General features: G+C 27.1%; 23 protein-coding genes. 22 read left to right on the forward strand and 1 reads right to left on the reverse strand.

Annotation, left to right across the window (positions count from 1 at the left end):
• Positions 1–86 precede the first annotated feature (86 nt).
• From KXZ80_RS06120 to KXZ80_RS06160, 9 genes are all read left to right on the forward strand, one after another.
• Entirely contained in the window at positions 87–1475 is a 1389-nt protein-coding gene (locus tag KXZ80_RS06120; protein ID WP_021432573.1) for a tetratricopeptide repeat protein, read from the forward strand.
• A gap of 251 nt (positions 1476–1726) precedes the next feature.
• Positions 1727–2701: a WG repeat-containing protein gene (locus KXZ80_RS06125; protein ID WP_021432574.1), complete on the forward strand. Its 975-nt coding sequence runs from the start codon at positions 1727–1729 to the stop codon at positions 2699–2701.
• Positions 2702–2814: 113 nt separating this feature from the next.
• Complete coding sequence (locus tag KXZ80_RS06130) at positions 2815–3189, forward strand: CidA/LrgA family protein (RefSeq protein WP_021432575.1); 375 nt, start codon at positions 2815–2817, stop codon at positions 3187–3189.
• The gene (locus tag KXZ80_RS06135; protein WP_021432576.1) at positions 3182–3874 is read left to right on the forward strand and encodes an LrgB family protein; all 693 of its coding nucleotides are present in this window, start codon (positions 3182–3184) and stop codon (positions 3872–3874) included. Before KXZ80_RS06130 ends, KXZ80_RS06135 begins: the two co-directional genes overlap by 8 nt.
• Before the next feature lie 36 nt (positions 3875–3910).
• Complete coding sequence (locus KXZ80_RS06140; protein WP_021432577.1) at positions 3911–4777, forward strand: YitT family protein; 867 nt, start codon at positions 3911–3913, stop codon at positions 4775–4777.
• Positions 4778–5126: 349 nt separating this feature from the next.
• Positions 5127–5939 (forward strand): MORN repeat-containing protein, encoded by an 813-nt coding sequence (locus KXZ80_RS06145; RefSeq protein WP_021432578.1) that lies wholly within the window; start codon positions 5127–5129, stop codon positions 5937–5939.
• Positions 5940–6128: 189 nt separating this feature from the next.
• Positions 6129–7130 (forward strand): CAP domain-containing protein, encoded by a 1002-nt coding sequence (locus KXZ80_RS06150; protein WP_021432579.1) that lies wholly within the window; start codon positions 6129–6131, stop codon positions 7128–7130.
• 26 nt (positions 7131–7156) lie between these two features.
• Positions 7157–7852, forward strand: coding sequence for a polysaccharide deacetylase family protein (locus KXZ80_RS06155; protein WP_021432580.1), 696 nt, complete (start codon positions 7157–7159; stop codon positions 7850–7852).
• 92 nt (positions 7853–7944) lie between these two features.
• Entirely contained in the window at positions 7945–8268 is a 324-nt protein-coding gene (locus tag KXZ80_RS06160) for a hypothetical protein (RefSeq protein WP_021429202.1), read from the forward strand.
• 14 nt (positions 8269–8282) lie between these two features.
• Here KXZ80_RS06160 and KXZ80_RS06165 read toward each other — a convergent pair whose 3' ends face one another.
• On the reverse strand, positions 8283–8447 hold the full coding sequence (locus KXZ80_RS06165; protein ID WP_021429032.1) for a hypothetical protein: 165 nt from the start codon (positions 8445–8447) through the stop codon (positions 8283–8285).
• A 217-nt stretch (positions 8448–8664) separates the two neighbouring features.
• On the opposite strand from KXZ80_RS06165, the gene KXZ80_RS06170 reads away from it, so the two are divergent.
• The 13 genes from KXZ80_RS06170 to KXZ80_RS06230 all read left to right on the forward strand — a co-directional run bounded on the left by KXZ80_RS06170 (position 8665) and on the right by KXZ80_RS06230 (position 20155).
• A complete protein-coding gene (locus tag KXZ80_RS06170) occupies positions 8665–9252 on the forward strand; it encodes an anthranilate synthase component II (RefSeq protein ID WP_021432581.1) in 588 nt (195 codons plus the stop codon).
• On the forward strand, positions 9253–10596 hold the full coding sequence (pabB, locus tag KXZ80_RS06175) for an aminodeoxychorismate synthase component I (protein ID WP_021432582.1): 1344 nt from the start codon (positions 9253–9255) through the stop codon (positions 10594–10596). It abuts the gene before it with no gap.
• Positions 10586–11332, forward strand: coding sequence for an aminotransferase class IV (locus tag KXZ80_RS06180; protein ID WP_021432583.1), 747 nt, complete (start codon positions 10586–10588; stop codon positions 11330–11332). The genes pabB and KXZ80_RS06180 overlap by 11 nt, the downstream gene beginning before the upstream one ends.
• Positions 11325–12008, forward strand: a complete 684-nt coding sequence (locus tag KXZ80_RS06185; RefSeq protein ID WP_021432584.1) for a hypothetical protein — start codon at positions 11325–11327, stop codon at positions 12006–12008. Before KXZ80_RS06180 ends, KXZ80_RS06185 begins: the two co-directional genes overlap by 8 nt.
• 26 nt (positions 12009–12034) lie before the next feature.
• The gene (gene folE, locus KXZ80_RS06190; RefSeq protein ID WP_021432585.1) at positions 12035–12607 is read left to right on the forward strand and encodes a GTP cyclohydrolase I FolE; all 573 of its coding nucleotides are present in this window, start codon (positions 12035–12037) and stop codon (positions 12605–12607) included.
• A 10-nt stretch (positions 12608–12617) separates the two neighbouring features.
• Complete coding sequence (folP, locus tag KXZ80_RS06195; protein ID WP_021432586.1) at positions 12618–13409, forward strand: dihydropteroate synthase; 792 nt, start codon at positions 12618–12620, stop codon at positions 13407–13409.
• 7 nt (positions 13410–13416) lie between these two features.
• The gene (gene folB / locus KXZ80_RS06200; protein ID WP_021432587.1) at positions 13417–13782 is read left to right on the forward strand and encodes a dihydroneopterin aldolase; all 366 of its coding nucleotides are present in this window, start codon (positions 13417–13419) and stop codon (positions 13780–13782) included.
• Complete coding sequence (gene folK / locus KXZ80_RS06205) at positions 13775–14278, forward strand: 2-amino-4-hydroxy-6-hydroxymethyldihydropteridine diphosphokinase (RefSeq protein WP_021432588.1); 504 nt, start codon at positions 13775–13777, stop codon at positions 14276–14278. Before folB ends, folK begins: the two co-directional genes overlap by 8 nt.
• Positions 14262–15035 (forward strand): 3-deoxy-7-phosphoheptulonate synthase, encoded by a 774-nt coding sequence (aroF, locus tag KXZ80_RS06210; RefSeq protein WP_021432589.1) that lies wholly within the window; start codon positions 14262–14264, stop codon positions 15033–15035. Before folK ends, aroF begins: the two co-directional genes overlap by 17 nt.
• Before the next feature lie 259 nt (positions 15036–15294).
• Complete coding sequence (gene dnaG, locus KXZ80_RS06215) at positions 15295–17112, forward strand: DNA primase (protein WP_021432590.1); 1818 nt, start codon at positions 15295–15297, stop codon at positions 17110–17112.
• 18 nt (positions 17113–17130) lie between these two features.
• Positions 17131–18303, forward strand: a complete 1173-nt coding sequence (rpoD, locus tag KXZ80_RS06220) for an RNA polymerase sigma factor RpoD (RefSeq protein ID WP_021432591.1) — start codon at positions 17131–17133, stop codon at positions 18301–18303.
• 67 nt (positions 18304–18370) lie between these two features.
• Entirely contained in the window at positions 18371–19057 is a 687-nt protein-coding gene (locus KXZ80_RS06225) for a tRNA (adenine(22)-N(1))-methyltransferase (RefSeq protein WP_021432592.1), read from the forward strand.
• A complete protein-coding gene (locus KXZ80_RS06230) occupies positions 19058–20155 on the forward strand; it encodes a Nif3-like dinuclear metal center hexameric protein (RefSeq protein WP_021432593.1) in 1098 nt (365 codons plus the stop codon). It begins immediately after the preceding gene.
• Positions 20156–20197 lie beyond the last annotated feature (42 nt).

A 20197-nucleotide genomic window follows, 5' to 3' on the forward strand; every position in this document is an offset into this window, starting at 1 on the left:
TATATTTAGATTTTGTAAAAAAATGTATACTTTTGACTAATTTGATTTAATATGGTATTTTAATAGTATGATATTTTTGAGAGAGGGTGATTATTATTTTAAGGTTAAATATAGAAAATGATATAAAAAATCTACATAAAAAAATAATTGATATATCGTTAATAAGTGAAGATAACAATGATACTACTTTTTTTAACATAGATGATGAAGAAATACATGAAACTTTAAAAACGCTTAAAAAAACGTATGTAACAAGTAATAGTAAAGATGAAACTATACTAAACTTAAAACATAAAACTAAAAAACAAAAAAAAGATACTAGAGAATTAAAATTAGAATCTTATAAAAAGTATAATGAAGCATTAAATATGATTCAAAGAAAATTTATGACTAGTGCGATTGATATAATAGAAGAAGCATTAGAATTAAATCCTAAAGATGTAGACATTTTAAATTTAAAAGGTCTATTGAAACTTTTAAAATGTAACTTTGATGAAGCATTTGAAAGTTTTTATAAAAGTTCATGTTATGATAATAATGAATTAGCGAAGAAGTATGTAAATATATTAAGCTCAGAAGAATTTAATATATTTTTAAGTAGATATAATCATGCTGTAAGATTTGTAAATAATGAATTGTACCAAGAAAGTATACAAATACTTGAAAATATAAGAACGGAAGAACCTGAACTTATAGAGCCTTATTTACTTTTACACTTAATATATGAAAAATTAGGTGATAATGAAAAAGCTAATGAGTATATGGATAAGCTAAGAGAAGTTGATAAAGATAACTTATTATTTGAAAAAGATATTGTAAAAACTTCTAAAAAAGAAGAAGAAAAGAAAGAAGCTCCAAAAAAACAGAAAAGTCACATGACATTATATACATTAATAGCTGTATTAGTATTAGCAATTGGGGCCTTATACTTAAACAATAAGAAAAAGATGAATCATCTTAATGATCAAGTAGCTGCAAAAGAAGAAAAGTTAACAGAAACAAGTGAAAAGCTAGATAAAACAAAAGATGAGTTAAAAGAAGTTAAAACGGAAACTGATAAGACAAAAGAAGAACAAGCTAAATCTGAAGTCATAGTTGGAGATGAAGAAGAACTTTTCAATAAAGCTATGGACCTTAAAAAAGAAGGAAAAAATGAAGAGGCTATAAAATATTTAGAGTTAGTAGTTAAAAATGGTAAAACAAAGAAATATATATCAGAAGCTATATACCAATTAGCTCAATTAAATGAAAAAACTAAACATAATGAAGAAGCTATAAAATATTATAAAAAATATGTAAATACGTATAAGCCATCAGATAATTATTATGATGACAGTTACTATAATATGGGGATGCTTTACTATAAGCAAGGAGATTTAGAAAAGGCTCAACAAACATTCTATAGTTTAAGAGCTGAAGATCCAGATAGTATGTATAATAACTCACAAGTAGAATCAATATTAAAAGAAAGATAAGAGTGCTATGCACTCTTTTTTTTTGTTTAAATAAATTATATTTAGTGAAAATTTAGAAAACTGACAGTCTTATTTACATAGAAAACAATTTTGATATGAAAAGTCTAAAGAAAATAATTAAGGTATTTATGTAATAAGAGCATTAAATTTTATAAATTATTTATTTATATTTGAAAATTAGTATAGGAAATTAAAAAATATAATATTAATTATTAGAGAAGTGTTAATAATTAAAAAAAAGGAGGTAATATATGTCAACTAAAAAATTGTTTCTTCCTATACTAAGAGATGGAAAGTATGGCTTTATAGATAAAAATAATAACATAGTTATAAAACCAAAATTTAAATATGTATCAGAACGATTTAGAGATGGGTATTGCATTGTAACGTATATTAAACGCATTGGGAAGTCGGTTAGGTGGGTTTTTGGATATATGGATGAAAGTGGATATAATAATATATTTTTACATTTGGATAGTGCATCGGATTTTAGTGAAGGATTATCGAGAGTTAAGATTGATGGAAAATACGGTTTTTTTGATAAAGGTTTAAACCAAGTTATAGATATAAAATTTGAAGCTGCATCAAATTTTAGTGAGGAAATGGCATCAGTGAAAATAAATAAACGATGGGGTTACATAAATAAGAAAGGAGAAGTTATAATAGAACCTACATTTAGCTATGTAAATCAATTTAAAGAAGGTATATCTTTAGTTGAGACTAAGAATAAATACGGTTATATAGACAAAACTGGAGAGTTTATTATAAAGCCTAAATTTGATATAGCTAATGATTTTTCACAAGGATTGGCAGGGGTAAGGCTAAATGACAAATGGGGTTATGTCAATAAAGATGGAGAACAAATAATAGATTTTAAATTTGATAGAGCCAAATCGTTTAGTGAAGGGCTAGCTCCTATATGTATAAATGATAAATGGGGATATGTAAATACCTCTGGTGAAATCGTTATCGAACCTATATTTGACTATGCTTGTGAATTTAATGATGGTTTAGCGAGATTTAACATAGGCTCAAATGCACTTACTAGGGGTATGAGTATACCCAAAGGAGGTCTATGGGGATTTTTAAATAAAGAAGGAAAAATAAAAATACTTCCTACCTTAAAATCAGTTTCAGATTTTGAAAATGGATATGCACAGATAATTGATGGAGATAACAATAACTATATAGATAAAAATGGGGAAATTTTGATAAAATTAGGGTAAAACATACTAAAATTAGGTTTGAAAAAATAAACATATAGTAGTAATATATATATGGAAGTTAAAGGGGGTAGGAAATATCCCTTTAATTTTACAAAAAAAAGAGGAGAAAATAAATGAAATTACTAAGACAACTGGCTCTGATACTAGCGATATGGGCCGTAGGAGAATACATTAGTTCATTTTTATCAAATATAATTATTATACCTGGAAGTATAATAGGAATGGTTATATTATTTGTACTCTTAAAATCTAAAATTATAAAAGTCGAATCTATAGAAGAACTTGGAAATTTCTTTTTAGATAATATGGCTATCTTTTTCGTGCCTGCAGGGGTGTCTCTTATCAATTCACTAGATTTAATTGGTTCAAATATTATAGTTTTAGCTGCTACAATAATAATTAGTACTACTTTAGTTATGGTTATAACTGCTATCGTTGTTGAAAAAATGATAGAAATTAAGAGCAAGAAAGGACAAGGAAATGTATAACGTATTACAGACACCTATATTTGGAATTGTAGTATCTATAGTATTTTACAGTATAGGAGTGTATATTCAGAAGAAAACAAAATTAGCGGTATTCAACCCTTTGTTACTAGCTATTTTAGGAATAATATTATTTTTAAAGTTAAGTCATATTTCATATGAAAGCTATAAAATAGGAGGAGATACTATAAACTTTTTCTTATCACCTGTAACTATAGTATTAGCAATACCTCTATATAAACAATATGATTTATTAAAGAAACATTTACATGAAATTATAATAGGAATAACAACAGGTGTTTTAGTTTCATTTGCAAGTATTGTAATAATAAGTAGGTTAACAAATTCTAATAAATTAATAATGGATTCATTATTAGGTAAATCTATAACTACACCTATGGGAATTTCTTTAACTTCTACATTAGGAGGAATTGAATCTGTAACTATTGTTGCTATAATTTTAACTGGTATAGTAGGAGCTGTGATAGCTACACCTATATTTAAATTTATAAACACTAAGCATCCGGTGTCAAAAGGTATTGCATTAGGAACAGCATCACATGCTCTAGGAACTACTAAAGCTTTAGAATTAGGAGAAATTGAAGGGGCAATGAGCGGATTAGCTATAGGGATATCAGGAACAATAACGGTAATACTAATACCTATACTAATAAACTTTTTAAAATAATATTATACATTAACTGATTTTGAAGGGAGAATTATAATGAGTCAGGTTAACAACACATTAGAAGAAAATATCGCACTTAGATACCTAGTTATAATACTTGGAATAACTATTTCCTCGATAGGAATAAATGGATTTTTAAAACCAGCACACTTACTAGGTGGAGGGGTTGCTGGATTATCAGTTGCATTAAACTTTGTAACTCATATGAATATAGGGGTATTATCATTTTTAATTAACATACCTATATTTATATTAGGATTTATTTTCTTGGAAAAAGAATTTTGTATAACAAGTTTAATCAACATGATTTTATTTTCTTTTATATTAGGTATAACTCAAAATATAGGGCACTATATACCTGTAAATGATTTATTACTACAAACTGTATACGGAGGTATACTAGGTGGAGTAGGATTAGGAATCGTATTTAAAGCTAAGTCATCATTAGGTGGAACAGATATAATAGCAGCTATTTTGAAAGTGAAGAAAAATATTGCAATGAAAGATACTGGGCTTTTCATGAACTTTTTAATAGTTTGTATTGGAGCTAGCCTATTTGGATTAGAACTAGCTATGTACACTTTAATTGCAATGTTTCTAAATGTATATTCTATGAATATAGTAAAAGATATGATGAATAATCAAAAATCAGTTATGCTAATTTCTAGTAAAAGTGAAGATATTGCTAAATGTATAATGAAAGATCTTATAAGAGGGGTTACGTTAATAGAAGCTGAGGGTGCTTACACTCATGAGAAAAAACAAATAATATACTGTATAGTTTCTTCTAATGAGATTCCTAAGATTAAAGAGATAGCATTAGAACATGATAAAAAAGCATTTATATCAGTAAATGATGTAAATGAAGTTAAAGGTAGAGGATTTAAAGAAAAATATTTATAAATTATGTATAAAAAATAAAAATAAAGATAAAATAGATTATGTGATGTATAGAATCATCACTTAACAATATCTAGATTTGTTTAATTCGGGTTGACTATAAAATATATACATAATAGTTTCTAGAGTGTAAATTTTTATTTGTGCGTAAAAAATTTAGAGCGGATTACTAGAAAAAATTAAATTAAGATCGAAAAATAAAACAAAGAGCATGCGTTTTTGCGTGCTCTTTGTTTTATTTTGTTTATTTAAAAGACTAAAATTTAGTGAAACTATAGAAAAAAAGTAGAATTTTAATATATAATAATATTAAACATGAAAAAATGTAATTTGGAAGTGGTGGGGTAGTTATATGAATGCAGAAGTAAATAACAAAGACTTAATAGAAATATACAAAAAAACTGTACATAACATAGAAAAAGAAGTTAAGCGTATAAGTTTTTTTAATAAGTTTAGATTAAAAAAATCATCGCACTGCAAACAAGAGGTACTAGCATTAGAAAATGGGCAAGGCATACATGTACCTAATACAGATAATTCTGGTGAAAAAGCTTCCGGTAGAATACATACATTCTATAATGGAGATAAATATATAGGCAAATTAATAGATGGACAAATGACAGGAAAAGGAACATATATTTTTTTACAAGATGATGGAAGTGAACTTGAATATGTAGGCGATTTTGAAGATGATATGAAAAATGGAAATGGAGTATGTGAATTACCTAATAAATGCTTGTATATAGGTCAATGGAAAGATGATGTCATGGAAGGTATAGGAAAAATGATTTATTCGAGTGATGATGAATATTTAGGTAATTGGAAAAATGGTAAAAAAGAAGGTCATGGGATATATACATGGAAAGATAGTGGCATGTATATAGGTGAGTTTAAACATGGTAAAATGGAAGGAATAGGAACTTGTTATGATTATAATGGATTTATAATATATGAAGGCGAGTTTAAGAATAATTTACCTCATGGTCAAGGTGTTTACACATGGCCAGATAATAAAAGATATGTAGGTGAATTTAAACACGGTAAAAGACATGGATTTGGAACTTTTTATATAAATGATGAAATATCTTATCAAGGAAATTGGAAGTTTGATAAGCCTAGTATTTTTAATAAAAGTTTAGATGAACTTATATCAAGTATAAAGTAGACTAGCATATTTAGATGCTAGTCTATTTTTCCGTTTAAGTAAATTATAATCAATGAAATAGCTTGCATAGTTTACAAAGTAAAAATAAATTTTACGATTACTTTGTTTGCTAAACAAGAATATAAATATAAATAAATGTATATAATTAAAAAACGTTACAAATAGTTATTATAACGAGGAAGTGATTGTTTGAAAAAATTATTATATTTAATGATATTTATATTTACGATATGTGTATTTATAGATAAAACCAACATTGATTTTGATTTGAATTTTAAACAAAATGAAGAAGTTAGAGATACAAGTCAAAATGAAGATGTAAAAGCTGTTGTATCTTTAAATGATACAAACATAAAAAGATATATGAAAATTAAAATTGGAGATACAGAAGAAAGCGTAATAAGCAAAATTGGAAATCCTAATAGAAAAGATATAAGTGAGTATGGCTTTGATTGGTATGTATATAACAATGTTAAAAACAATTTTGCTATGGTAGGAATAAAAAATCAAAAAGTAGTAGCTCTTTTTAGCAATTCTATAGACTCATCTGATATAAATGGAATAAAACTCGGAGACAGTATTGATTTTACTAGAGAAAATCATAAATCAATAGAATATAAGAAAAAAGGAAATACTAAATTTATGATTGATTCTAGAGATCAATTTGATATTTTTATAGAAGATAATAAATATATTACTGTATTTTATGATTTATATAATGAAAGTAAAGTTACATCATATCAAGTTATAGACAAGTATACTGAAGAAAGTTCAAAAGATATTTACCCTAAATATAGTGAGGAATTAAAAATAAGTTTTGAAAAACAAACTATAGACCTTATAAATAGTGTTAGAGATAGAGAAAATTTAAATAGATTAAGTTTTGACTCTAAAGCTAGTGTTAGTGCTCTAAAACATAGCGAGGATATGAGAGACAAAAACTATTTTGATCATGAAAATAAAAAAGGACAAAGTCCTTTTGATAGAATGAAAAAAGAACACATAAGATACAGCTTAGCTGGTGAAAATATAGCTGCAGGGCAAATAAATGCTATTTATGCTCATGAAGCATTAATGAACTCTATAGGGCATAGAAAAAATATTTTAGGTGACTATAAAAATATAGGAGTAGGAGTTAGTTTTGGAGGACATTATAAATTATATTACACTCAAAACTTTTTTAGTGAATAATTGACATAATGAAAGGAAGTACAAAAATGAAAAATAAAAAATTTAGACTGTACTCAATAATTTTAATAGCTGCATTTTTTATGATATCTATTACTAAATTATCATTTTGTGAAAAAAATGAAGAAGTATTTATAAAAAACGGGCCTAGAGATAAAAAATATTTAGCTATAACTTTTGATGATGGACCTCACCCAAAAGAAACTGATGAAGTTTTAGATGTATTGAAAAAACACGATGTAAAAGCTACTTTTTTTATAGCTGGAAAACATGCAAATTGGTATAGTAAACCTCTTATTAGAGCTAGCAAAGAAGGTCATGAGATAGGAAATCATACTTTTAATCATCCTGATATTTCAAACTTATCAAATGATCAATTAGAAAAAGAGATTTTAAAATGCGAGGAAATAATAGTTAAAATGACTGGTAAAAAGCCAACTTTATTTAGACCTCCATATGGAAGTTTTAAAAAAGAAGAGTTAGCTAAAATAGCAGAAAAACACGGATATAAAGTTGTATTATGGGATCACGTAGATGCAAAGGATTGGAAAAATCCAGGAGCTAATAATATAGCAAACGAAATAATAAATAATGTTGAAAATGGAGATATAATTTTACTTCATGATTATGCTACAAATAACACTGTAGAAGCTCTAGATATATTTATACCTGAAATGCAAAAAAGAGGTTATAAATTTGTAACCGTGTCAGAACTTTATGAATAAAATAAATTTAATATAAAAAATTAAAAATAGATTCACTTTTTTAGAAATTTTAATATTATATAATAAGACTATTTCTAAAAAGGATGAAGTGTATGTATAACAAAGTATTTGAAAAAAAAGAATTCATTATATTTCAAGTTAAAGAAGGTTATATAGCTTATAACACTAAGAAAACATTTGAAGAAGGACATACACATTTAAAAAACTTTAACGCAGCTAAAAAGGCTATAGACTTAGTCATAAATAAAAAGATACCAAAAAGCACAAATGCATATTATCTAACTAGTTTAATCAGGTTAACTAATGATGATAAATACGTTGACAAGATAAATGAACTTATAGAAACTAGAAGTAAAAAAGGAAAGAAAGAAAAATATTATAACGTAGGTTATAGATGGAGTAAAAGGAGCTGTTAAGCTCCTTTTTTAATTTATCTAACTTTAGAAAAGTTTAAATTGATTTCTTTATTTTCATATATTATTAAAGATGATATGCCTTGTCTGTCATAAGATTTCATAGTCTTTAAGGCTTCTTTTTTAGACATAGGTGAAGATATTGATTTTGTATCAGATCTTATTATAATATATTTATTCATTGCAAAGCCTCCTGATAATGTATAAATTAGTAAGTATATCAATACTAGTTTTTGATTAAGCAAAATAAATATACTCAACATATTACCAATAATTTCACCAAAAACGACTATATTGACATGGATTTCTTAACAAAGATATAATTAACTTGTAAGAAAAATAAAAAAAATAAAAAATAAATAAATTTTATGAAGTTTGTTGAGATGGAGGGGGTATTTTATGATATTAATGATAGATAATTATGATTCTTTTGTTTATAATTTAGTTCAGTTTTTAGGTGAGCTAGGAGAAGAAATCATAGTAAAAAGAAATGATGAAATAACTATAAAGGATATAGAAAATCTAAATCCTGAAATTATTGTTTTATCACCAGGACCTTGCTCTCCTAAAGAGGCGGGTATATGTGTTGATTTAGTAAACCACTTTAAAGGAATTAAACCAATTTTAGGAATATGCTTAGGACATCAGATAATAGGACATGCATTTGGAGGAAATATAATCAAAGCTAATGAGCCTGTACATGGAAAGGTGCATCCTATAGAACATATCAATAAAGGTGTATTTAGAAATTTGAAAAATCCGTTGAATGTGACTAGGTATCATTCTCTAATAATAGATGAAAGTTCATTGCCAGATGAGTTAGAAGTTACAGCAAAAACAAAAGATGGAGAAATTATGGGAGTTAGATCTAAAAATTACCATATAGAAGGCGTCCAGTTCCATCCAGAAGCTATTTTATCTGAGCAAGGACATGATATATTAAGAAATTTTATAAATCAATTTAGAGGGAATGAGGAGGTCAAGTAGATGTTAAAAGAAATTTATACAGATCTAAATGCATTTGAAATATATACTTTATTTAAAGATGAAAAAGACAGTTTTATATTAGATAGTGGTATGGATGAAAAAAAATTGGGAAGATACTCATTTATAAGCTCAAGACCATTTGATTGTATAAAGCTAAAAAATTGTAAGGAAAATCCTTTGGATAAATTAAAAGAAAAATTAGATAGGTATAAGGTTGAAAATAATACTGAAATCCCGTTTACAGGAGGAGCAGTAGGATACTTATCTTATGATATAGGAAATTATATAGAAAAATTGCCAAGAACAGCTATAGATGATACTAATGTATATGATTTATATTTTGGATTTTATAATTTTGTAATAGTTGTAGATCATTTACTGAATAAGACTTTTATAGCAACTCCTGATATTGATGAACAAATAGAGTCTAATATAGTAAAAGAAATAGAAGTGAAAATTTTAAACGCTAGTAAAGAAGATTTAAAATTTGATGTAAATGAAAATACAGATAAAGTTAAATTAAGTTCTAACTTCAAAAAAACTGAGTACATAAATGCAATAGAAAAAGTTAGAGATTACATAAAACAAGGGGATATATACCAAGCAAATCTAACTCAGAGATTTTCAGGCAAAACTAATTTATCTAGCTATCAATTATACAAGCGATTACGTGATGTAAGTAAAGCTCCATTTGCTGCTTTTTTAAATTTTGAAAACTATCAAGTTTTATCAAATTCACCAGAAAGATTTATTAAATGCATAGATAACACTATAGAAGCAAGACCTATAAAAGGAACTAGACCTAGGGGGAAAACAGTAGAAGAAGACACTAGACTTCAAGAAGAATTAAGAAACAGTGAAAAAGATAAGGCTGAACTACTTATGATAGTAGATTTAGAAAGAAATGACTTAGGAAAAGTATCTAAAATAGGAACAGTTAAGGTACCTGAGTTATTTGTTATAGAACCTTATGCAAATGTTAGCCATTTAGTATCTACGGTAACTGGGAAGCTTAAAGATTCTTTAAGTAGTATAGATATTATAAAAGCAACATTCCCTGGAGGGTCAATAACTGGAGCGCCTAAAATAAGGGCTATGGAAATAATAGATGAATTAGAACCTACACAGAGAAATGTATATACTGGTTCAGTTGGCTATATAGGGTTTAATGGAGATATGGATTTTAATATTGCTATAAGAACTTTAATTAAAAAAGATGAAAATATATTTTTCCAAGTTGGTGGAGGAATAACATGGGACTCTAATCCAGAAGAAGAATACCAAGAAACATTAGATAAAGCTAAATCTATAATGAAAGCAGTTAGAGGATATTATGAAGAATAATGTATCATTTAATAGTCAATTAACTAAATTTGGAATTGGAGTATTTGAAACCATAAAAATTAAAGATGGGCATCCCATGTACTTAGGTTTACATTTAGATAGGATATTTAAATCTATAAATGATTTGGATTTAGATATAAATGAAAGTAGAAGTTTTATAGAAACAAAAATAATAGAATATATAAAATGTGAAAAAATAAACAACAAAGCTCTTAGATTGACTATGTTTGATGAAGGGTACAATTTGTCAATTAGAGATATTGTTTACAATCAAGAAATATACAACAGAGGATTTAAGCTATGCATCTCGTCTATAAAAAGAGGAGATAGTATAATATATAGACATAAAACTACCAATTACTTTGAAAGTATACATACTAAAAAGTTTGCAGCTGATAATGGATATGATGATGCTATTTTTACAGATTGTTATGGTAGGATTTTAGAGTGTTCTATGAGTAATATATTTTTTATAAAAGAAGGTAAAATATATACTCCACATGAAAGACTACCTATCTTAAATGGAACGATGAAAAGAAGGATTATGGAGTTATGTGTAGAATTAAAAATTAATATAGAACAATGTGATATAAAAATAACGGATATAGAAAAATTCGAGTTTTGCTTTTTAAGCAATAGCTTAATGGGAGTTATGAAAGTAAGTCAAATAAATAAAATAAAATTCGAATGTTTTAATAATATTTTTGAAAAATTATGGAGCAAAATTAATGATTAAAAACTTTATCAAAACCTATGAACAAAAAATAAAAAATATTAAAGACGATGAAAATACAATAGCTATATTTTTAGTAGGATCAAGTAAAGATATATACAATAAAAAAAATATCGAAAATATAACAGATATAGATCTTTTTATAGTTTCTGAACAAAACGAAGATCAAATTAGAAAACAAGAACAATTTAATGGCATAGAATTTGATATTAATAAATTTTCTAAAAGATATATTGAATTTATGATAGATAATAAAGAATACTTTTTTATAAATGAAATGAGAAATGCAAAAGTTATATATGATAAAAAAAATATATCTGATAAACTGATTTACTTATCTAAAGAAAAATATAATGAAGGTCCTAAAAAATTATCTAATGAAGAAATCCTTGTAATGGAAAACACTATACTAGAGAATATATCTAGGTTAGAGAAAAAAGATGATTTTGAAAATTATGAATATGAGTTTTTGACTAATATATATCTAAAAGATATAATAAAGGGACACTTTATTATGAGTGGCAAATGGATGCCTAAGGATAAAAAAATATTTAAATATTTAAGTGAAAATGAAAAAAAATTATTTGAATTGTCAAAAAACGTGTATAAAGACTATAACTATAATAATCTTAAAAAAGTATATGAATATGTATTTAAAAAGATTATATGTGAAAAATAATTACTAATTTTAAGGGGGGCAATTATATGCATAATGTAGATAAGAAAAAAATAGAAAATGCAGTAAGAGATATTTTAGAAGCGATAGGTGAAGATCCAAATAGAGAAGGATTACTAGATACTCCAAGTAGAGTTGCAAAAATGTATGAAGAGATATTTTCAGGAATACATAAAGACCCTAGAGATCATTTGAAAATACTTTTCCAATCTGAACAACATGAAGAATTAGTTTTAGTTAAAGATATACCTTTTTATTCTTGCTGTGAACATCATTTAGTGCCATTCTTTGGTAAAGCTCATGTTGCTTACCTACCTAAAGATGGAAGGCTAACAGGACTTTCTAAATTAGCTAGAGTAATTGAAGACTTAGCTAAAAGACCTCAACTTCAAGAAAGAATAACTAAAGATACAGCAGATATTATAATGGAAGAACTAAAACCGTATGGAGTTATAGTTGTAGTTGAAGCTGAACATATGTGTATGACTATGAGAGGTGTAAAAAAACCAGGATCTAAAACTATAACTTCAGCAGTAAGAGGTATATTTGAAAAGAACATAGCTGCAAGAGCAGAAGCTATGAGTTTAATTAACATGAGATAGGAGCGATTAGATGTTTGAATATGGCAAAAAAACTTATATAATGGGAATTTTAAATGTTACTCCAGATAGTTTTTCAGATGGAGGAAGTTATACAAGTATAGAAAAAGCTTTAAATCATGCGAAAGAAATGATAGATAGTGGAGCAGATATAATAGATTTAGGTGGAGAATCAACTAGACCCGGACACCAAATAGTAGATGCTGAAGAAGAATTGAGAAGAGTTTTACCGGTTGTTAAAGAATTAAAAAAACAGCTAAATGTTAAAGTTTCTGTAGATACATATAAAGCTATTGTAGCAGAAGAAACTTTAAAGTTAGGTGCTGATATGATAAATGATGTTTGGGGGCTTAGAAAAGATCCAAATATGGCAAGTGTTATAGCAAAATATGATGCGCATGTATGTATAATGCATAATCAAGATGGAACAGATTATGATAAAGATATAATGGAATCTATTAAGAAATTTTTAATAGAAAGTATAAAAATAGCTAAAAGTGCTGGAATAGATGATAGAAAAATTGTGCTAGACCCAGGTATAGGATTTGGAAAAACATTAGAACAAAACATAGAGGTTATGGCAAGGCTAGATGAATTAAAAGATCTAGGATATCCAATTCTTCTAGGTACATCAAGAAAGTCTATGATAGGGAAAATTTTAGATTTAGAACCTAAAGATAGAGTGGAAGGAACTATAGCAACTACCGTATTAGGAATTAAATCTGGAGTAGATATTGTTAGAGTACATGATGTATTAGAAAATATAAGAGCGATAAAAGTGGCAGATGCTATATGCAGAAGGTAGGTATAAAATGGATAAAATATTATTAAGCAATATGGGGTTTTATGGCTATCATGGAGTTTTTAAAGAAGAAAGTGAATTAGGACAAAAGTTTTTTATAGATATGGAGTTATATCTAGATACAAAAGAAGCAGGCTTAACCGATCAAATGGAAAAGTCTGTAAGCTATGGCGATGTATATGAGTTAGTAAAAAAAATAGTAGAGAACAAAAGATTTAACTTACTAGAGGCCTTAGCTGAGAGCATATCTAAAGAAGTTTTAGGTGAGTTTGGATTAATTCAAGAGGTTATGGTTCGAGTGAAAAAACCAGAAGCTCCTGTTCCGGGTATTTATGATTACTTTGGAGTTGAGATAAGGAGAAGTAGAGATGAGTAAGTCTTATTTAGGGTTAGGAACTAATATAGGAGATAGAATAAGGTATATAAATGAAGCTTTAAAAATTTTAAATTCTAATCCAAACATAAATATAACTAAAAAGTCAAAGCTTTATGAAACAAAAGCTTGGGGGTATAAAGAGCAAGCAGATTTTTTGAATATGTGTATTGAAATAGAGACAAGCTTAAATCCGTATGAACTTTTAAATGCTTGTCAGGGTGTAGAAAAAGATTTAAACAGAGAAAGAAAAATCAGATGGGGGCCAAGAACAATAGATGTTGATATATTATTTTTTAATGATATAATTTTACAAGAAGAAAATTTAGAAATTCCTCATCCAAGAATAAAGGAAAGAGCATTTGTATTGATACCACTTATAGATTTAAATGATAAACTAAAAATAGATAATATAAGTATAAATGAATACCTAAAATCTTTGACGACTGAGGAAAGAGAAGAAGTAAAGGAGTTTATAGGTAATGAAAAATCTATTTAGTAATGATTTAAATATAAATATAACTGAGAATTTAGAAATACCAAATGATAAAATTATAATGGCAGGGCCTTGTGCTATAGAAAGTTATGAACAACTTTTAGAAACTGCAAAATTTATAAAATCAAATGGAGCAAACATGTTAAGAGGTGGAGCTTTTAAACCAAGAACATCTCCAAAATCTTTCCAAGGTTTAAAAGAAGAAGGACTAGAAATTTTAAAAGCTGTAAAGAAAGAAACTAACTTACCAGTTATAACTGAGCTTATGGATGCTAGAGATTTAGATAAGTTATATGAAGTAGCAGATGTAATTCAGATAGGGTCTAGAAATATGCAAAACTTTACTCTTTTAAGTGAAGTAGGTAAACAAGATAAACCGGTAATGTTAAAAAGAGGAATAAGTTCCACAATAACAGAATGGATAGGGGCAGCTGAATATATTGCAATAGGTGGAAACAATAAAATCATAATGTGTGAAAGAGGAATAAGAACATATAATGATTATACTAGAAACACATTAGATATAGCAGCAGTACCTATAATAAAAAAAGAAACAAATCTTCCTGTTATAGTAGACCCTAGCCATGCAACTGGAGTTAGATATTTAGTTAAACCAATGTCTATAGCTTCACTAGCAGCAGGAGCAGATGGTATAATGGTTGAAGTTCATCCTAATCCGAGTGAAGCTTTATCGGATGGTCCTCAATCTCTTCATTTTGAAGAGTTTAAAGATTTAATGGAAAGTATAAAAAAATTATAAAAAATTAAGAGGCTTTAAGCCTCTTTTATTTTTTGTTTTTAAAAATAAATTTGTAAAAATTAAAAAAATAGTATTGAATTTATGTTAATTATACAAAATAGTAAAGTGATATTTTTAATTTGCTAAATTGAAAAATAAAATTAGATGAAAAAGAAGGAATTGAATAAAAAAAGTCGAATTATGTATAATGAATATTTGACAAATTTCTAATATGTTGTAAAATAGTAATGTTAAAAAAATTACACCAGAAGGTGATAATATGAATGATATAAAAGATATAATAGAAGAAATTAAATCCAGATCTGATATAGTAAAGGTAATATCAGACTACATTAAAGTACAGCAATCGGGAATAAACTACAAAGGATTATGCCCATTTCATGGGGAAAAAACACCTTCATTTTACATAAATACATCAAAGCAAATATATAAATGTTTTGGATGTGGAGAAGGTGGAGATGTAATAAACTTCGTTATGAAGATAGAAAATCTTGAATTTATGGATGCGGTCAAATTGTTAGCCAAAGATTGTGGAATAGAAATAAACACAAACATGGATGAGCAATCTAAAATTAGGATGGAAAAGGTTAAGAAGATTCAAGACATAAATACAGAAGCTGCCAGATATTATTTTTCAAATTTAATTAAAGAGAAAAATTATGGGTATGAATATTTAAGAAGAAGAGGTCTTGATGACAGAATCATAAAGAAGTTTGGTTTAGGATATGCGCCTAAGGCATGGACTAATCTTATGGAATACTTAATTAGTAAAGGCTATGATAAAGAAACACTTGTTGAATGCGGTCTCGTTACATATAAAAAAGATGGAAACAAATATTATGACAGGTTCATAAACAGAGTTATATTTCCAATATTTGACTATAGAGGAAATGTTATAGGATTTGGAGGAAGGGTTCTTGATGATTCACTTCCTAAATACTTAAACTCACCAGACACACTAGCATTTAACAAAAAGTATAATTTATATGGTCTTAACTTTGCTAGAAAAAATATAACTGATAGAACTGTAATTCTAGTAGAAGGATATATGGACTTGATTTCATTGTATCAATATGGAATAAGAAATGTGTGTGCTACACTTGGAACAGCCCTTACGATAGATCAAGGGAATTTATTAAAAAGATATGTAGATACAGTTGTAATTTCTTATGACTCAGACGATGCAGGGGTTAAGGCCACGCTAAGAGCTATAGATATATTAACTAGCGTAGGTATAAATGTTAAAGTTTTAAATTTAAAAGATGTAAAAGACCCAGATGAGTTTATAAGAAAATATGGTCTTGAAGGATACCAAAAATCCATAGCAGATGCTGTTCACTATATTAGATATAAAATAGTTAAATGCAAAGAAAATTATGATTTATCTAAAGATGAACAAAGATTAAAGTTTACTAAAGAGTCTACAAAGATAATAAAAGGTTTAAAAAGTCCAGTTGATATAGATTACTATATAAACTTTTTAAGCTCAGAAAGTAAAATAGGTGTAGAATCCTTAAAAAAAGAAGTCTATGGAAAGAGTTATAAGTCTAATTATAATCCAAAGCTTAAAAATGATAGACATGTTCAAATAGATAAAAATGCATATAAAAGACCGACTATAATAAATAATGGAAATGAAATTATAGAAAAAACATTAATTAGATTGCTTTTAGAAGAAAAAGAAATAAGAAGATTATTAATTTTAAAATTAGATGAAAATGATTTTACATTAAATGAAAATAAAGAAATTTTAAAATTCATAATTAAAAATGAAGAAATGGATAAAATAACTATTGACAAATTAAAAAGTTTAAACTTATCCGAAGATTATCTTTTGAATTTGTATAGTATGAAGATAGAAAATATTAATGTTAATGACAAAAAGAGTATAGAAGAGATAGTTAAACAAATAAAAAGAAATAAGCTTCAAAATGATATAGATAATTTATTGAAGAAGCAAAAAGAATTAGAAAATGGAAAGTCTAATGATAATTCAAATGCGAAAGAGGTAGATGTACAAGTTATGGAAATTGCTATAAAGATAGTTGAACTAAGAAAAACATTACAAAATATATAAAGGAAGGGAGGCTGAAGTATGGAAACTAAAACACCAAAAAAAGAATCTAAAAGAGTAACAGCAAAATCACTTATAGAAAAGGGTAAAAAGCAAGGAAGTCTTACACTTATGGAAATAATGGAAGCTTTCTCTGAAACAGAATTAGATAAAGATCAAGTTGAAAACTTATATGAGACCCTTGGAAACTTAGGAATTGAAGTAATTCAAAAGAAAGAAGAAAAAGCTGATGCAGATATAGAATTTACTTCAGAAGATATGGATGTATCAAACATGGATATAGATGATAGTATTGATGAGGATATATCTAAAGAAGAAAATACTATGGAAATTGAACAAATAGACTTAACTCTTCCAAAAGGAATAAGTATAGATGACCCAGTTAGAATGTATTTAAAAGAAATTGGGAAAATACCTCTACTTAAGCCTCATGAAGAATCTGAACTTGCAAGAAGAATGCATGAAGGTGATGAAATAGCTAAACAAAGATTAGTTGAAGCCAACTTAAGACTTGTTGTAAGTATAGCAAAGAGATATGTAGGAAGAGGAATGTTATTTTTAGATCTAATACAAGAAGGAAATTTAGGTCTTATAAAAGCTGTTGAAAAGTTTGACTATACAAAAGGGTTTAAATTTAGTACTTATGCTACATGGTGGATAAGACAAGCTATAACTCGTGCAATAGCAGACCAAGCTAGAACTATAAGAATACCTGTTCATATGGTTGAAACTATAAATAAATTAATAAGAGTTTCTAGACAATTACTACAGGAATTAGGTAGAGATCCAAAACCTGAAGAAATTGCAAAAGAAATGGATATGACAGAAGATAAAGTTAGAGAAATTATGAAAATTGCTCAAGATCCGGTATCTTTAGAAACTCCTATAGGTGAAGAAGAAGATAGTCATTTAGGAGACTTTATACCAGATGACGATGCTCCAGCTCCAGCAGAAGCTGCAGCATATTCTTTATTAAAAGAGCAAATAGAAGAAGTTTTAGGTTCGTTAAATGAAAGAGAGCAAAAAGTTTTAAAACTAAGATTTGGATTAGAAGATGGACGTGCTAGAACTCTTGAAGAAGTAGGTAAAGAGTTTGATGTAACAAGAGAAAGAATAAGACAAATAGAAGCTAAAGCTTTAAGAAAATTAAGACATCCAAGTAGATCTAAAAAGCTTAGAGATTACTTAGATTAATAAAAAAATTCGTCTATAATAGGCGAATTTTTATGTATATAAAAGATATATGAAAGGACGACGAAAATTGAAGTTAACAGATAGATTATTAAAAATAGCAAGTCTTGTAGACGAAGGGAAAAAAATCGCAGATATTGGGACGGATCATGGATATATACCAGTATTTCTTCTAAATAATAAAAAGATAGATTTTGCTATATTGGCAGATGTGAATAAAGGGCCTTTAGAAAATGCAAAAAAAGAAGTTAGACATAATAAATTAGATGATAAAGTTGATTTAAGACTAGGGTCAGGAATAGAAGTTTTAAATGATAATGAAGTAGATGAAATTATAATAGCAGGTATGGGTGGTATACTTATAGGGGAACTACTAGAAGTGAAAAAAAGTGTTGCTCAAAATGCTGAAAAGCTTATATTACAACCAATGCAAGCACAAGCTGAACTTAGAAAATATCTTTATAATAACGGATTTGAAGTTATAGATGAAGTTTTAGTAAAAGAAGACTTTAGAATATATGAAATAATAGTAGCTAAATATACTGGAAGAAAAACAGAAGTTACAGATGAAATATATTATGAAGTTTCAAAGAAACTTATAGAAAAAAAGGATGAACTTTTAGCTGAATTTTTAAATAAAAAAATATCTGCATATGAAAATATAATAAAAAAACTAGAAGGTAAAAGTGGAGAAGCTATAGAAAATAAGAGAAATGAGACTATTAAAGTTATAGAAAAGCTTAAGGAGATGCTGTAAATGAAACTTAAAAGTTTTATAAAAAAAATAGAACAAAAATATCCTCTTAATTTAGCGTATGATTGGGATAATGTAGGCCTTATAGTAGGAGATTATGAACAGGAAGTTAAAAGAGTAATGGTTTGTTTAGAAGCTAATGAAAAAGTTGTAGATGAAGCCATAGATAAAGATATAAATATGATAATAACTCATCATCCTTTTATTTTTTCTAAAATGCAAAAAGTTACCACTTCAGATTTAAAAGGGAAATTAATACATAAATTAATAAAAAATAATATATCAATATATTCTATGCATACTAATTTTGATATAGCTTTTGACGGATTGAATGATTATTTTGTAGAAATGTTAGAACTTGAAAATGTGAAAATTTTAGATAAAACTAGCAGTGAAAATCTATACAAACTAGCAGTTTATGTACCAAAGACACATATAGATGATGTAAGAATAGCTTTAGGAAATTCTGGAGCTGGACACTTAGGAAACTATAAAGATTGCTCATTCACTACTGAAGGCGAAGGTAGATTTAAGCCTTGTGATGGAGCGAATCCTTATATTGGAGAGACTAACGCATTAGAAAGCGTTCATGAAGTTAAAATAGAAACTATAGTTCCTCAAAAAATATTAGACAAAGTTATAAGTGAAATGATTAAATCACATCCATATGAAGAAGTTGCATATGACTTATATAAGCTAGAAAATAAAGGGGAAGCTGTAGGGCTTGGAAGGTACGGAAAACTTAAATCCAAAATGACATTTAAAGATTTAGGAATGATACTTAAAGAAAAACTAGATATAAAACACTTAAGAGTAGTAGGCGAATTAGATAGCGTTGTATCTAAAGTTGCAATAGTTACAGGCTCAGGTGCTGATATGGTAAAAAAAGCATATAAATCAGGTTGTGATGTTTTAATAACTGGAGATATTAAATATCATGATGCTCAAGATACTCTTGATATGGGAATGAAAGTGATTGACTGTGGGCATTTTGATACTGAAAAAGTATTTTCAGATATAATGTTTGATTATGTAAAAACTGAATTTGACATAGATGTTATAAAAAGTGATGTAAATTTAAATCCTTTTGATATAATATAACTATGATTAATAGCCTTAAGATAGTCTTAAGGCTATTTAAAA

This window comes from Paraclostridium bifermentans, from assembly GCF_019916025.1.
Lineage (GTDB): Bacteria > Bacillota > Clostridia > Peptostreptococcales > Peptostreptococcaceae > Paraclostridium > Paraclostridium bifermentans.

Excerpts from the sequence above, each read along its gene's own strand:
- pabB (WP_021432582.1), top strand. The coding sequence starts at position 9,253 with ATGTTAAAAGAAATTTATACAGATCTAAATGCATTTGAAATATATACT.
- KXZ80_RS06160 (WP_021429202.1), top strand. The coding sequence starts at position 7,945 with ATGTATAACAAAGTATTTGAAAAAAAAGAATTCATTATATTTCAAGTT.
- folE (WP_021432585.1), top strand. The coding sequence starts at position 12,035 with ATGCATAATGTAGATAAGAAAAAAATAGAAAATGCAGTAAGAGATATT.
- KXZ80_RS06155 (WP_021432580.1), top strand. The coding sequence starts at position 7,157 with ATGAAAAATAAAAAATTTAGACTGTACTCAATAATTTTAATAGCTGCA.
- rpoD (WP_021432591.1), top strand. The coding sequence starts at position 17,131 with ATGGAAACTAAAACACCAAAAAAAGAATCTAAAAGAGTAACAGCAAAA.
- KXZ80_RS06165 (WP_021429032.1), bottom strand. The coding sequence starts at position 8,447 with ATGAATAAATATATTATAATAAGATCTGATACAAAATCAATATCTTCA.
- KXZ80_RS06125 (WP_021432574.1), top strand. The coding sequence starts at position 1,727 with ATGTCAACTAAAAAATTGTTTCTTCCTATACTAAGAGATGGAAAGTAT.
- KXZ80_RS06135 (WP_021432576.1), top strand. The coding sequence starts at position 3,182 with ATGTATAACGTATTACAGACACCTATATTTGGAATTGTAGTATCTATA.
- KXZ80_RS06130 (WP_021432575.1), top strand. The coding sequence starts at position 2,815 with ATGAAATTACTAAGACAACTGGCTCTGATACTAGCGATATGGGCCGTA.
- KXZ80_RS06185 (WP_021432584.1), top strand. The coding sequence starts at position 11,325 with ATGATTAAAAACTTTATCAAAACCTATGAACAAAAAATAAAAAATATT.
- folB (WP_021432587.1), top strand. The coding sequence starts at position 13,417 with ATGGATAAAATATTATTAAGCAATATGGGGTTTTATGGCTATCATGGA.
- KXZ80_RS06140 (WP_021432577.1), top strand. The coding sequence starts at position 3,911 with ATGAGTCAGGTTAACAACACATTAGAAGAAAATATCGCACTTAGATAC.
- aroF (WP_021432589.1), top strand. The coding sequence starts at position 14,262 with ATGAAAAATCTATTTAGTAATGATTTAAATATAAATATAACTGAGAAT.
- KXZ80_RS06145 (WP_021432578.1), top strand. The coding sequence starts at position 5,127 with ATGAATGCAGAAGTAAATAACAAAGACTTAATAGAAATATACAAAAAA.
- KXZ80_RS06170 (WP_021432581.1), top strand. The coding sequence starts at position 8,665 with ATGATATTAATGATAGATAATTATGATTCTTTTGTTTATAATTTAGTT.
- dnaG (WP_021432590.1), top strand. The coding sequence starts at position 15,295 with ATGAATGATATAAAAGATATAATAGAAGAAATTAAATCCAGATCTGAT.
- folP (WP_021432586.1), top strand. The coding sequence starts at position 12,618 with ATGTTTGAATATGGCAAAAAAACTTATATAATGGGAATTTTAAATGTT.
- KXZ80_RS06230 (WP_021432593.1), top strand. The coding sequence starts at position 19,058 with ATGAAACTTAAAAGTTTTATAAAAAAAATAGAACAAAAATATCCTCTT.
- KXZ80_RS06180 (WP_021432583.1), top strand. The coding sequence starts at position 10,586 with ATGAAGAATAATGTATCATTTAATAGTCAATTAACTAAATTTGGAATT.
- folK (WP_021432588.1), top strand. The coding sequence starts at position 13,775 with ATGAGTAAGTCTTATTTAGGGTTAGGAACTAATATAGGAGATAGAATA.